This window comes from Aerococcus sp. Group 2, from assembly GCF_905125285.1.
Classification (GTDB): Bacteria; Bacillota; Bacilli; order Lactobacillales; family Aerococcaceae; genus Aerococcus; species Aerococcus urinae_E.
In genome coordinates, this window is sequence record NZ_CAJHPA010000002.1 from 464,412 (window position 1) to 479,592 (window position 15,181).

The following is a 15,181-nucleotide window of genomic DNA, read 5'->3' on the forward strand; positions in this document are numbered from 1 at the left end:
CATGATTACTCACTACCGCTTAAACAAACGACTTATTCCCCATAAGTAGAAATAGGAAAAGTGCATTCAACCAATAGTTAGCCATTGATCGAAGCACTTTTTTATCCTAATAACTTATTCATAAACTCAAAATAACCATCGAGTTATCGTCTTAATTAATTCATTTCTTGCACTAATTTTTGGGCTTCACGTTCGGTATCATAGTCAGCTGGTTCGGCCTTTTCATAACCTTCGTGGGTGTAAACAGCAATAATTTCTTTTCCTTCATCGGTTTGGGCAATATTGATGAAAGCTTCCTGTAAGGCTTCAGCCAATTCAGGCGTCATGTTTTCAGAGTTCTTGGACACGGAAATGGTATCGTTCATCATTGGTTTAGTGACTCCAATCACTTGAACTTCTTTCCAAATGTCATCACTACCACCGAGTTGTTCTTGCCATTTCTCTTCATTATCTAAACGGGCATCCGCATAGGTAACCATGACATCCACTTGACCAGAAGCTAAACGGGCAAAGGCTGAAGCATAGGAATCCGCTTGAACCACATTGTCTAAGTCGGTAATGTTCTTATCAAAGTTATCTTGTAACCAAAGAGATGGATAAATATAACCAGCTGGTGAAGAAGTACCCATCACTGACCAGTTGGCTGAATTGAGGTCTTCCCAGTTGAGTTCTTCGCCATTATTTACCTTTTCGGCTAATTCTTGCCCTTTTTCACTTGGTCCCGCTAAGATTAGACCGTGATAGTAAGTGACTTGGTCGTCTACTTTAGTTACTGGTTCTTTATTCCAGTCTTGAGGATTTTCACCAGTCACCGAAAGTCCGCCACGAGTAGCAGTTAAGATCGGTTCGATACCTTCTTCATAAAGGACATAGGTCCCACCAGGAATAAAACCAACGTCAGTAGTCCCCGCTTCTAAGGCTTCACCCGTTGCTTCATAACTGGTTCCCACGTTGATATCGACATTATCAACAGTAAACCCTTGTTTTTCTAATTCTTCCTTCAAAATGTCTTTCAAGGGATCAGTGACCGTAATAATTTCTTCAGGGTCACGAGAAGGAACGAATTCTACTGATAACGTATCGATATGATTATCTGCCTCAGCTGAATCCCCACTCTCTCCACCTTCATTACCACAAGCTGCCAAACCAAAAGCGGTTAATACACTTAAACCACTCAATAGCCATTTTTTGATACTCATTTTATCCTCCTTGTAGGCTGTTTATTCAATTACTCTTACACCTACAGGATCTCATACTTATATAAAAATACCGTCAATTCAAAGTATAGTTTTTGTAAATTTTCACATGTTTTAGTAAAAATTTTTACCTCTTAATCAATTTCCCAACAAAAAACGAGCTTTCGCTTGAAAGCTCGCTGGGAGAAAAATATAAAGAAATTTATTTGGACTGTCTTTATCATAAAGACCATTTGTGAAAAAGCTATGAATTAATTAGGCAAATGTTTCTAACTTTTATGAATTTTCATCTCGATCATTAAAAAAAGCCGAAGCGAAACACTTCGGCTAAAAACTTACGGATCTATAAGTTTATATTTGTTTAATAGGTCGTCAAGTTAGATATTTTTCCAAGTAAAGCTTTAAAATTTTCTCTTCTTGAAGACTCTAAACCCTGCAAATGTAAGAGCAAAACCAAACACTGAGCTGAATAAAGATGGTGCAATCGCCCCTGTCTTAGGTAAACTGCTTGCAACTTTTTCAGCTGTTGGATGGATTTCAGAGTGTTTTTCTACTGTTTCCCCAACAGTAGGGCTTTCAACTTTATCTTTTTTACTATTTTCTTTCGGTGTTTCAAGAAGAACTGCATCTTTTTCTTTATTTTTCACAACTGGTGTTTCTTGGTCAGGGATTTTTACTGTCTTATTAACTAAAGTAACCTTACCATTCTTATGACTTGTTTGAGTAATAGGATACTCTTGGCTCAGGTCTTTTTGAACTCTTTCGTAGATATAAGTCACTTCTTGTTTAATGTTGTTCACATAATTACCCTTGATTTCGGAACTGCTCTTATCAAATTGACCGCCATTTTTGCTTTCAATCTTAACCAGCTTGTAGCCAGGCTTGTCTTTCTTAGAAGTAGTGTAAGTTTCGTCTGATTTTCCTTCGGTAGTCTTACCGTCTTCTTTGTAATCTTCGGAGATCACCTTACCATTCTTATCTACGGTTCTGTAGATATGATGTTCTTGGAAAGAACCTTTCTTCTCAACTGGTGTTTCTTCTTGGACTCTTTCGTAGATGTAGGTTACTTCCTGTTTGGTGTTGTCAACATAGTTACCTTTAGTTTCAACACCATTTTTATCGAACTTGCCACCATTTTTAGCTTCTACCTTAACCAGTTTATAGCCAGCTTTGTCTTTCTTGGAGGTGGTGTAAGTTTCGTCTGATTTTCCTTCGGTAATCTTTCCATCTTCTTTGGAATCTTCAGAAATCACATTGCCGTTCTTATCAACAGTTCTATAAATATGGTGTTCTTGGAAGGAGCCTTTCTTCTCAACTGGTGCTTCTTCTTGGACTCTTTCGTAGATATAAGTCACTTCTTGCTTAGTCTTGTCAACGTAGTTCGCTTTGGTTTTAGCACCATTCTTATCAAACTTCCCACCATTTTTAGCTTCAATCTTAACTAGCTTATAGCCAGCTTTATCTTTCTTAGAAGTGGTGTAAGTTTCGTCTGATTTTCCTTCAGTGGTCTTGCCATCTTCTTTGTAATCTTCAGAAATCACATTGCCGTTTTTATCAACAGTTCTGTAGATATGGTGTTCTTGGAAAGTTCCTTTTTCTTCTTGTACTTTTTCGTAGATGTAAGTTACTTCCTGTTTGGTGTTGTCCACGTAGTTGGCTTTGGTTTCAGCACCGTTCTTATCAAACTTCCCACCATTTTTGCCTTCAATTTTAACCAGCTTATAGCCTGCTTTATCTTTCTTAGAAGTAGTGTAAGTTTCGTCAGATTTCCCTTCACTGGTTTCACCATCGGTAACCTCATCGGTTGAAAGAACGTTGCCATTCTTATCAACGGTTCTGTAGATATGGTGCTCTTGGAAGGACCCTTTTTCTTCTTGAACTCTTTCGTAAATATAGGTCACTTCTTGTTTGGTATTGTCCACGTAGTTAGCTTTGGTTTCAGCACCATTCTTATCAAATCGACCACCATTTCTGCCTTCTACCTTAACCAGTTTATAGCCAGGCTTGTCTTTTTTCGAAGTGGTGTATTGATCAGAAGATTTTCCTTCAGAAGTTTCACCATCGCTGACCTCATCAGTTGAAAGGATATTTCCATTCTTATCTACGGTTCTGTAGATGTGGTGCTCTTGGAAGGAGCCCTTTTCTTCTTGAACTCTTTCGTAGATATAGGTTACCTCTTGTTTGGTGTTATCAACATAATTACCTTTGATTTCAGCACCGTTCTTATCAAACTTCCCACCATTTTTAGCTTCAATCTTAACCAGCTTATAGCCAGCTTTGTCTTTCTTCGAAGTGGTGTAAGTTTCGTCCGATTTTCCTTCAGTAATCTTGCCGTCTTCTTTGGAATCTTCAGAAATCACATTCCCGTTTTTATCAACAGTTCTGTAAATGTGGTGCTCTTGGAAGGAACCTTTTTCTTCTTGTACTTTTTCGTAGATGTAGGTTACTTCCTGTTTGGTGTTGTCAACATAGTTACCTTTGGTTTCAGCACCATTCTTATCAAATCGACCACCATTCTTACCTTCAACCTTAACGAGTTTGTAATCAGGCTTATCTTTCTTAGAAGTAGTATATTGATCAGAAGATTTTCCTTCAGAAGTATCTCCATTGCTGACTTCATCGGTTGAAAGAATGTTTCCATTCTTATCAACAGTTCTGTAAATATGGTGCTCTTGGAAGGTTCCTTTTTCTTCTTGTACTTTTTCGTAGATGTAGGTTACTTCCTGTTTGGTGTTGTCAACATAGTTACCTTTGGTTTCAGCACCATTCTTATCAAATCGACCACCATTCTTACCTTCAACCTTAACCAGTTTATAGCCAGGCTTGTCTTTCTTAGAAGTGGTGTATTGATCAGAAGATTTCCCTTCACTGGTTTCACCATCGGTAACCTCATCGGTTGAAAGGACGTTGCCATTCTTATCTACGGTTCTGTATATATGGTGCTCTTGGAAGGAACCTTTTTCTTCTTGAACTCTTTCGTAGATATAGGTTACTTCTTGTTTAGTATTGTCAACGTAATTGGCTTTGGTTTGGGCTCCGTTCTTAGCGAACTTCCCACCATTTTTCCCTTCAACTTTAACCAGTTTATAGCCAGGCTTATCCTTTTTGGAAGTAGTGTAGTGGTCAGAAGATTTTCCTTCCGTGGTCTTTCCGTCTTCTTTTGAATCTTCATAGATCACATTTCCGTTCTTATCTACGGTTCTATAAATGTGATGTTCTTGGAAGGAGCCTTTTGTCTTAACTGTTCTTTGGTAAACATAGGTGATTTCTTGGGTTTTACCTGCTTTGTAATTTCCCTTAGTCTCCGCTCCGTCTGGTGAGTATGTTGGCGCTTCTTTCGGGTTTTCCGCTCTTACAAACTTATAGCCTTCACGGTCTTCTTTTGCTGTTGTATATTGCTCATCTCTAAAGCCCTTTTGTGGGAATTTAGTTACACGGTCTTCGACCTTCAATACGTTGCCATCTTCATCTACCAGCTCATAGCGATGGTTTTCAATAAACATTCCTGGTCTTTTTTGGCCGCTACCCGAACTGGCACTATTGTTAACACCAATTGTTATCCCCATGGAATCTTGTGGTCTTGAGTGGTCATCTTTATTTCTAAGAGATAGCCAATCCACGCTAGGTCCGGGCTTAGTAGGGTTTGCTACTGTAACAACAATATACTTCTTACCTTCTGCCACACCACTTCCTAAATCTACCCGCGCCGTTCCATTAGGAGTTACTTCAGGTGTGACCTTGATTTCTTTTACATAGGCAGGATTTGGTCTTGGATTTGGACTATCTGTAAGTGCTCGATCGTCTGTTACTTCATAAACCTTGATGGATTCGAAGTCCTCGCCAGTATTGGATTCCCATAGTAAGCTATGGTTTCCTTCCGGTACTTTTTCACCATAGCGGTTGACATGCCAAACTTGGGTTATTCTCTTCTTATCTCCTGAGTCATCCACATTGATATTAGCACCAAAGACTACTTTCTTACCTTGTGACTCGTTCCCATAATCATAAGAAAGTTCTTTTTTGAATGATTTCCCACCTACTGTCAGCTCAATGGGATATTTTTTCTTACTATCGGTGACTCTATCATATTTTTGCCAGAAAGGATCTTGATAATGGACTTTATGCTTATCTTTCTTTTCAACCTCTTTGTTAAACCGATGGAAGACACGGTTGTTGGCTTCATCATAGGTGATATCCGTGATATAAACGCCCTCTGAGATAAGTGGCGTTAAACCAATTGGTGTTTCGATGCCACCTGGTCTTACATTCTTACCATAGTCAATGATAAAGTAGTCTCCAGCCTTTGTGGCATCAGGGATTTCTACATCAAAATCGACATAACCAGACTCGCCCATATAGGACCTGATTGGCTGAGCTTCGTTGAAGTCCTTTAATTCCATCTTACTAAAGTCAGGCTTCCAGGCATTGTGTTTTAAGTCAAATCTGGTAAAATTTAAGAGATTTGATACATCTTTCCCCTCATTATTGATAGCAGCTAAGACTGGCGCTTTATTTAACAAGGAACTGTTATTAGCATAGTCAAGGCCAGCTTTGGTCAGCTCTTCTTTTAAAGACTTGCTATCTGTTATATTTTCAATCTTTACACGAGAAAGAATAGCAGCGCTATCTTCTTCACTATAGACTTCATTTAATTGAGCTTTTAATACAGCCCTTGAATCTTTAGCATTTTTCAATTGATCAACTAAAGTATCTAATGAGCCCTCGTCATTTTTTCCTACTTCATAAGTGCTTTCAGGATAACTATCTTTTACGTTCGTTGCAGTCTCTGCTGGATGAGCCGCCACAGTATTGGTAAACTCTCCTGTTTCAACTTTGCCCGTTTCAACCACATTGTCTTGAACTTTTTGGTCAGTATTTTTCTTTTCTTCTACTTTTGCGGCACTATCATGACTTAGCTTATCAGCAGGGTCACTTTCCGCACCAGTAGCCGGGTTGGCATTTTTTTCGCTAGCTATATTGGGACCTTCTCCCTCGCCAACATGAGCTAACTTACTCTCAGTATGAGATATTTCGTCCGCATAAACGGTCCCTGACTGAGCAAATAAAAGGGTAGCAATTAATACAGAGCCCACCCCAACAGATAATTTTCTAATAGAGAAACGCTGTCTTTTTTCAAAATTTTCCATTTCTAATCATCCATTCATTTTATTTTGTTTAAAAGCACTTAACAATGCATTAGATATTATAAATTAAAATAAGAAAATGATAAATTGTAAATTCAAAAATTTTAGATGATTTATAGAAAAATGTCACTACCTCTGCTGTCTGGGATGGACACCAATAATTCTTACCTAGATAGCAATCCCTTTCCCACTATCTACATCTCGTTTTAAGCAAAAAAGCCGAAGCTTAACACTTCGGCTAAAAACCTATTTTAAAAGTCGGCCCTGAGCTCAACTTCAGGGGCTTTTGTCATACTTTTAAAAAGTTCTAAGTTTTTCAGTAAAAGACTTAATCTTTCTTCTTACGGTCGAGTCTGAGACAGCCCAATCCAGCCAGAAGTAGGGATAAACCGACTCCTGTCACTGAAGCAACCGCACCAGTTTGTGGTAAGACTGACGCCACTTGGACAGGTTGAGCGCTTGCTGTTGAGCTGGCCTTGTGACTCCCCGGGCTGAGGCTGTCAGTTGCAGCTGGTTCAAGAGCTGGATCCTCACTGACTAGTTTATCGGTTGGCAGATCTGCTTCTGACGTTTTATCCGTTGAGACTGCTTCCCCGATAATACCAGAGCCTGGTGTTGGATTTCCGGGAGTCTTGCCATCAGCTGGATCCTTCCCTGGGACTAGCCCGTTTGAGCTAGATCCGCCCGGTCTGTCCGACTCAGAAGTGTCTTGATCGGGTTTCTTGTCCCCTGGTTGAGAATCTTCTGAACTAGGGTTACCTGGGGTGTCCTTACCGGGCTTGTCAGCATTTGAACTAGGATCTTCCGAAGAGCCGCCTCCTGGGGTGTTTCCACCTGGTGTAGGCTTGTCTGGTTCACCATCTGAGGTATGGCCACCTGGTGTGTTATCGCCAGGTTTTTCTTCATTAGGCTTGTCAGTATTCGGTTTGTCTTCACCCGGTTGGTCAGGTTGGTCAGGTTGGTCAGGAACTGGACAGATTGGACAATCTGGTCCCACTTCAATAATATGATCAAGAGCTGCGACTTCGTTGTGACGGTCTGCTTGGAGCGGCCCGTCAGCTTGGCCGTTCTTAATCTTTTGGGTAAAGGTGACGTCGTAAGAGCCTTTGACCCCTTCTTGAACGGTCTTCACTTGACCTGGTTTCAAGGCCTCATTGCGACGGACGATCACCTTAAAGGCCGTTTCGAAGTGTTCCGTATGGCTGACTTGACCAGTAAAGTCCTTGTCACCTACTTTAATGACTTCGGTCACCGGTTCCTTAGTGACCACAGCACTTGGACTACCGACAACTTGAGAGTTTTCAACCGTCACCGTAGTGGTCTTTTGGCCCACTTGACCAGGGGTTTCGACCTTATATTCACCCTTGTTCAGGCTTGGGTCAACTTCCACGACCACCTTGAATGGAATTTCTTCCGTATGGGTGTAGCTACCATCGGTCTTGGCACCAATGCGGACAATCTTCTTCACTGGAGCCTTGGTTTGCTTGGTCTCACCTGGAGTCGATTCGGTCACTTGACCATTAACAATGGTGTGGGTGGTTGGGGTTTCTACTTCACCGAGAACGCCTTCTTGGTCAACTACTTCAGTCCCTGGTGCCAGGCTTGGATCCAGTTTATATTCCACTTCAAATGGCACCGGATTCTTATCCACGGTGGTAAAGCTGCCGATGAAGTCCTTGGTCCCTACCTTAACGATATGCTTGGCTGGGGTCACCACTGGGACTTCTTCAGTCACCACCTGACCGTTAACCACCTTGTTGACCAGTTTGGTGGTCACATGGCCTGGCACAACTTGGACGGTTTCCACCTTGCCCTTGTCCAGACTTGGGTCATATTCAAAGATAGTTTCAACAGGGACATCCGTGCTGCTTTCATGGGTGTTACCTGCCACCGGCTTGGTACCCACTTCGATGATGTGGGCTTTCGGTGCGGTGTAGGCGCCGTCTTGGCTGACAGGTGCCCCTTCCGCTTGGCCATTCTTGATAACTTGGCTGTAGTCCGTGGTCTTGGAGCCTGGGACACCTTCTTGAACAGTCTTGGTCGTTCCGACTGGTAAATCAGGATTTTCTCTGATTTCAACTGAGAATGGGACTGGGCAAGTGTTGGAGAACTTGTAGTCGCCGGTGAAGTCCTTAGACCCCACGCGGACAATTTGTTTAGCTGGGGTTACAAGAGTCTCTTCCGTATTAACCACCTGGCCGTCCACCACTTTAGAAACGACCTTTGTTTCTGTCTTCCCTGGGGTTAATGGTCCGGTTTCCACTTGACCTTTTTCAAGGGTATCATCGAAGACATATTCAACTTCAGCTGGAATTTCCTTGTTGATGGCCGTTTCTGTGCCTACAACCGGCTGGGTGCCGACTTCAACGATATGCGCTTTCGGCTCAACCGGGTTGGTGATGGTTTTAGCTAAGTCACCATCGGCTTGACCATTCTTAACGGCTTGCGTATAGGTCACGTCATATGAACCTGGCTGACCTTGTTGAATCAGCTTAGTTTCGCCAACCTTGAGATTTGGATTCTCACGCACTTCAACCTTGTAAGGCACGTCGAAGCGTTCCGTGTGCTTCACTTGACCGGTAAAGTCTTGGTTACCGACCTTGATCACTTGAGTTACAGGTGCCTTGGTTACTTTAGAGACGGGCTCGCCAACAATTTGAGAATTTTCAATGTTGACGGTCGTTTCCTTGGTACCTGGTTGACCTGGAGTCACCACTCGGTAATCACCCTTAGGCAAGCTTGGATCGACTTCAACTTTCACATCAAATGGAATTTCTTCTGTAGACGTATGGCTGCCATTCGTCTTGGCACCGATGCGGACGATCCGATTTTCAGGAGCGATCACTTCTCGAGTCTCACCGAAGACCTTATCAGCCAGTGTGCCATTGACGTATTTCTGACTGACATCACGTTCGATTAAACCGAGTTTACCTTCTTTTTTAACCACTTCTTCGCCAGCTTTCAGGCTTGGGTCAAGGATATATTCGGTCTTGAATGGTGCCAAGCTTTGTTCGGTGTGCTTGAATTCACCGGTGTAGTCCTTGGTCCCCACCACAATCACTTGTTTGGCTGGGGTGACCACTTCTTCGGTTGTGGTTTCAATTTGGCCAGTTTGAGGGTTGAACTTATTGACGATCTTCGTTTCAACCTTGCCAGGAGTGTAAGCCCCTTTCTCAACCACACCTTTATCCTTGGTCTTGTCGTAGACATACTCAATCTCAGCAGGAACTTCCTTGACTCTCGTTTCAGCATTTTCCGGAGCCTTGGTGCCGACCTTGATAATATGGGTCTTGGGTTCAATGCGGGCAATTTCTTCCGTCTTCAACTCACCATCAGCTGCCCCATTCTTAATGGCTTGACTGTACTTAGTGGTCTTGGAACCATTCTCACCCTTTTGAACTTCTTGGATTTCAAAGAGTGGGAGGCTTGGATCTTCTTGGATTTCTACCTTGAATGGCAGTGTTTCAGTGACATTATGTGTTACTTCTCCAGTAAAGTCTTGGTCGCCGACTTCAACAATATGTTTAACCGGTGCCTTGGTGGTCGTCACGCTTGGTGTGCCAACGACTTGGGAGTTTTCGATGGTTACCGTGGTGGTTTGTTCACCGGGTTGACCTTCTTGAAGGACTCTGGTTTGGCCCTTCTTAAGGTCAGGCGCCTTTCTCACTTCAACTTCGAATGGGAGAGCTTCCTTGTGGGTATAGGTGCCATCGGATTTAGCACCGATTTCAATCACGCGGTCTTTAGGTTCTCTAACCGTGGTGTAGTCACCAAGGACTTGTTCACCGAGTTTTCCATTGGTGAAGGATTGGCGAACTGTCCGTTCCTTGAGACCAGTATTACCCGCTTCAACCACCTTGATTTCATTTGGTGCCAAGTTAGGGTTGATAGTCACATGGGTATTGTTTGGTATCACGTCGGTATCCTTGTATTCAAAGTTGCCGGTGTAATCCTTGGTTCCAACGATAATTTGTTGTTTGGCTGGCGTCACGACATTTTCAACGGTGTTGACCACTTGGCCGTCAACCACCTTGGAAACGACCTTGCTTTCGGTCTTGCCAGGGCTGACTTGACCAGCTTCAACAAAGCCCTTGTCCTTGGTGTTGTCGTAAACGTATTCGACTTCAACCGGAACATCTTGTTGGATTGGGGTTTCAGTGCCAGATGCTGGCTGGGTGCCGACTTCAATCACGCGGTTAACTGGTTCTACGCGGTTGGCTTCGGTCTTCACTAAGTCCCCGTCCGCTTAGCCATTCTTGATGGCTTGAGTGTAAGTCACATCAACAGAACCCGGTTTGCCTTCTTCAAGGACCTTGGTCTCGCCAGCTTTGACGTTGGGGTTGTAACGGATTTCCACCGTGTTCGGTACCGGTACCGTTTCGGTATGGGAAACTTGGCCGGTGAAGTCCTTGTTGCCAACCTTGATGAGCGCATTGGTCGCAGGCGTTTCTTGGGTCACCTTGCCTTGGCCAACAACAGAGTTGGTAATTGGCCATTCAGTGGTTCGTGAACCCACTGCGCCTGGAGTTACGATTTCATACTTGCCGGCTTGGATAGCTGGGTCGTATTCCACCGTATAGTTGAATGGGAGTTCTTCAGTGTAAGTATGCTTACCTTCTGTCTTAGCGCCCACCTTGATCTTGCGGTTGACTGGGGCCTTGGTTTGAACAGGATCTGAGACCACTTTCTCACCAGGAACGCCATTGCTAATCGTTTGGGTCACCTTGGTGGTGGTTTCGCCTAACTGGCCTTTTTGAACTTCAACCACTTCGTTGGGTGCCAAGCTTGGGTCGACTTCGACTTCCGTTTCAAAAGGCACGACATTGGTGTATTCGTGGCTGAATTCACCGTTATAGCCTTGGGTCCCCACAATAATCTTCTTATTGACTGGGGCCTTGGTCTCAGTCGTGGTGGTGGTTCCTGGAGTTACTGTGCCATCCGCTGCAGTCACTGGGGTGGTCTTGGTTTCTTCACCTGGTACACCCGTATTTGGCACCACTTCGACGGTTCCGGCAGGTTTAGTCGCGTCATATTCAATTTCCACATCAAATGGTTTTTGGTTAGTCGTTATCACATTTGTTGAGCCAGCTAAAGGCTTGGTTCCGACACGAATGATGTGTTCTTGAGGCGCGGTTTTGGCTTTGACGGTTGAGGTCAAGGCGCCATCCGCTGCCCCATTCTTGATGGCTTGGGTGTAAGTGGTGGTCTTAGATCCTGGAAGGCCTTCTTGGTCGACATGGTAGGTGCCCTTGTCCATAGTCGGATCTTCAATGACCTTGACTGGGAATGGGACTTTTTCAGTGACATCGTGGCTGACTTCGCCAGTAAAGTCTTGGTCACCCACTAAGACAACCGCATTTCTTGGTTGTTCATTAATGGTTGGTTCAGAAGTAGCGATTACTTGCGAGTTTTCGATAGTCAGGGTCTTGGTTTGACTGCCTGGCTTACCTGGGGTTTCAACCTTGTATTCGCCCTTCTTCAAGCTTGGGTCCTTCTTGACTTCCACTTGGAATGGGATGGGTTCAGTCACTTGGTGGCTGCCATTGGACTTAGCCCCAATGCGGATAACCCGTTTGACTGGCGCCTTGGTTTGAACAGTTTGACCTGGAGTTGAAGCGGTCACCTGACCATTTTGGATGGTGTGGGTGGTTGTGGTGGTCTTCTCACCAAGTTCACCTGGATTTTCGACCACTTCTTTACCGGGTTCAAGCGTGTTATCGACAATATATTCGGTTTCATAAGGGATTGGATCCTTGTCCACCGTTTCAAAGCTGCCGGTGTAGTCTTTTTGGCCCACCTTGATCAGCGCATTGATTGGGGCCACCGTTTCGACAAGAGGCTCGCCCACGACCTTGGAGTTTTCGATGGTCCAGGTCTTCTTATTAGAGCCGGCTTGTCCTGGGGTCACGACCTTGTAGTTTTCGGTCGCATCAGGATAATTCTTGTAGAAGTCCGGATCGAATTCCACCGTGTACTTGAATGGAATTTCGTCGGTATCGACAACCGTGCCGGTGGTCTTGGTGCCGACTTTGACTTTCTTAGGCTGAGCTGGTGTCGTGGTGGTCTTCGTGATGTTGACCGCACCAGTTTGTGGGTCTCTGGTCGTCTTCACGGTAACCACGCCATCTTGACCTTCTTCAACAACGACCGGTTGAGCAGTTGGTTCCATGTTAGGATCCACTTCAACTTCAACAGGTCGAGGGATAGCTACGGTTTCTTCAACTGGTTTAACCCCAACCTTCACCAAACGGTCTTGTTTTTCTTCGATGGTTTCTGTCCGTTTGCGGAAAAGTTGGTCGCCAGCTGTAAATTGGCCAGTGGCAGGGTCAATCAGCCCTTTTTGTCCATTGATGACATCTTGTTCGAAGATGGTCCGTTCCTTACCAGGCTTACCTGGAGTCACCACTTGGATGGTTCCTGCAGGCAGAGTTTCATCGATGACTTCCTTAGTTTCATAAGGAATCAGCTTGTCATCGGTGTCGGTAACGGTTGTCTTGTATTTCGGACGGGCAATGAATTGGGCTTTGACTTCTTCTGTTATTGGTTTGTTAGTAACGGAATTAGTTCCATAGTTAACTCTTACTGGTATGTAAAGGTTTTCCCCACCTATAATCTCTGCATCTTCTGGAACTGTTGCGGTAACTACACCTGTGTTAGGGTCAATCTTAACATCTGACCAAACATTGCCTCGATCATCCTTGTAACCGTCTTTTTGAGGTATGAGTTCAAAGGATTTAGGAGCTAATTTTTTCGAATCTTTAGGAATCTCTGGTGTATTGACAAGCTGGTCCCCTTGGAATCCCACTTCAGCATGGTATTCAGGCTTGTTATTGTCAGAATCTTGAACAACAAAGTGGAACCAATGGGTATCTGTTGAACCATTTGTGTAAGTATACTCAACAGGAATTGCTACAAAGTCTCCTGCCTTGGCATTGGTTGGAGCTTTAACAGAAAGGCTTGTAATATCTCCTATTATAATACTATTACTATTGCTATCTTTTTCTGGATTCCCCTGACTATCTTTTTTACTATTAAAACTTACGGTCCACTTTTGATCATCAGTTAACTTATCAACAGTTGTACCTAATCGCTCGGCTATTTTGTGATTTGCAATATCTATAAATTGCTTATCAAGCTTACCCCTTGACAAGCCTGCCTGATCAGCTGCCTTCATTTCTTCAGCAGTTTTTTGATTTGCCTTAGTAGTTTTAGGCACGTACATTTCTACCTTAAATTCTTGGCCAGGTTCTACTTCCGAATAAGTATGCTTTTCTGTATCTTTCTCGTTTTGATCTAGGAATGATTGATCATAGAATCGTGTGTCGTCTAGATTGACGGTGATGGAACCTAGATCGTTGTAGTTATCGTAGCGGGCGATACCTTGCTTGTCGATGGTTACGGGCTGGCCATTGTGGTTAATAATCTCTGTCCCAGCACCGGTTTGGACGTATTTGTAAGGACTTTCTGCCCATCCTTCAGCTACTGCCAGTTTATAATCTTCTAATGTATCAACACCAGTAGCTACCATATTTTTTTTATTGGCTATATTTTGGAATTCTTCCTTTGTCCTAGGTCGTGCGAAAAATTGAGCCTTGAGACTTTGAATGCCCCTAAATTTATCTGTATTAAAGATGGAATCTTTACCTTCTAGAGCGCCCTTAGGCATAGCAAAGATAATTTGCCCTAACTGGATATCATTACCTAGCTTTGTTTTTAAATCTTCTATATTGGTTGGCGTAACAATAAACGCGTTAGCTTCTGGTACAACAGAGCCATCTGGATGGTAGACTTGGCCCACCACCCGATCATAGTCAGCTGGATCAAGATTTTCAATATGGGCTTTGGTCTTAATATAACCTTCATTCACAGCTATCCGATTAACATTGGTATCTCCAGCTACCTTGATCAGAGATAGATTAGAGTTCTCATTTGGATAGGGGTTGACGCCAAAAGCAAAAGCAAAGTTACCACCGTCAAGTAATTTAAATTTTTCTCCTGGAACATCTTTTGTATATTTATCTCTAAACGAAATAGTTATCTCTTTATTATCGTATTTATTAATATGTTCTAAATCTGCTTTACTTAGATCCGAATTTAATTGTTTTTGTGGACCTGAAGTAGTAATATCTACTGTTGCCTCTGGTTTAAAATTGGTAGATTTTCCATTGATAAGTGTTGGAGTCCCAATATTTTCAAACTCTCTAGAGCCAAGTCTTACCGGCGCATTATTTACAGAATCTGTAATAGATATATGATTATAAGTTCTCTGAGACTCATTACGATCGATGGAAATATCAATCCCATAATTTTTTTTCTTTTCTTTAGGGCTGTTTACTGATGGATTTAGTACTTTATGTGTAACCCCTTCAGTCTTACCTTCTGTTTCCGTAGCAGTATAGGAAATCCCATTATTCGCCAATTCCGACTGCCTATAATGACCCACATTCTTCTCATTTTCTGAGTAATTCGGGTTATCTGGATTAGCAGCTACAATCGGCATGTTGACAGTATCAGCAGGTAGACCAGACGTTTTGGCGGCATCACCGGGTGCGGGATGGTCAGTGTTAACTGGAGCCCCCTCTGCGGCATAGAAGCCAGCTTGGTCAGCTGGATTCACTGCATCAACCGCTAAGGCCGAACTTGGCTGAGCGGGCTGTTCTGCAGCTTGCACTTCTTGGCCTTGACCAGCTAAGAAGGCAGAAATGGCGACACTTCCCACCCCCAAGGTGGTTTTTCTTATTGCATATCTATAATTCTTCTCCATTGTTCTCCTCCATGCAATCGAAGACTTTAACTTATACAATATTACACTAATGATATAAGTTAATTTAGTTAAACTAT

General features: G+C 43.2%; 4 protein-coding genes. All 4 read right to left on the reverse strand.

Annotated features, from left to right (window positions below; all coding sequences use genetic code 11):
• Window positions 1-155: 155 nt before the first annotated feature.
• Window positions 156-1,199: a phosphate/phosphite/phosphonate ABC transporter substrate-binding protein gene (locus JFU01_RS04510; RefSeq protein ID WP_195855726.1), complete on the reverse strand. Its 1,044-nt coding sequence runs from the start codon at window positions 1,197-1,199 to the stop codon at window positions 156-158.
• A 398-nt stretch (window positions 1,200-1,597) separates the two neighbouring features.
• Window positions 1,598-6,343, reverse strand: coding sequence for a MucBP domain-containing protein (locus tag JFU01_RS04515; protein WP_195855725.1), 4,746 nt, complete (start codon window positions 6,341-6,343; stop codon window positions 1,598-1,600).
• A gap of 325 nt (window positions 6,344-6,668) precedes the next feature.
• The gene (locus JFU01_RS04520) at window positions 6,669-10,571 is read right to left on the reverse strand and encodes a G5 domain-containing protein (RefSeq protein WP_195855724.1); all 3,903 of its coding nucleotides are present in this window, start codon (window positions 10,569-10,571) and stop codon (window positions 6,669-6,671) included.
• 15 nt (window positions 10,572-10,586) lie between these two features.
• Entirely contained in the window at window positions 10,587-15,104 is a 4,518-nt protein-coding gene (locus JFU01_RS04525) for a G5 domain-containing protein (protein WP_195855723.1), read from the reverse strand.
• Between the last annotated feature and the right edge of the window lie 77 nt (window positions 15,105-15,181).

Bases quoted from the DNA above. Each gene is read 5' to 3' on its own strand.
- JFU01_RS04510 (WP_195855726.1), bottom strand. From the start codon at position 1,199: ATGAGTATCAAAAAATGGCTATTGAGTGGTTTAAGTGTATTAACCGCT.
- JFU01_RS04525 (WP_195855723.1), bottom strand. From the start codon at position 15,104: ATGGAGAAGAATTATAGATATGCAATAAGAAAAACCACCTTGGGGGTG.
- JFU01_RS04515 (WP_195855725.1), bottom strand. From the start codon at position 6,343: ATGGAAAATTTTGAAAAAAGACAGCGTTTCTCTATTAGAAAATTATCT.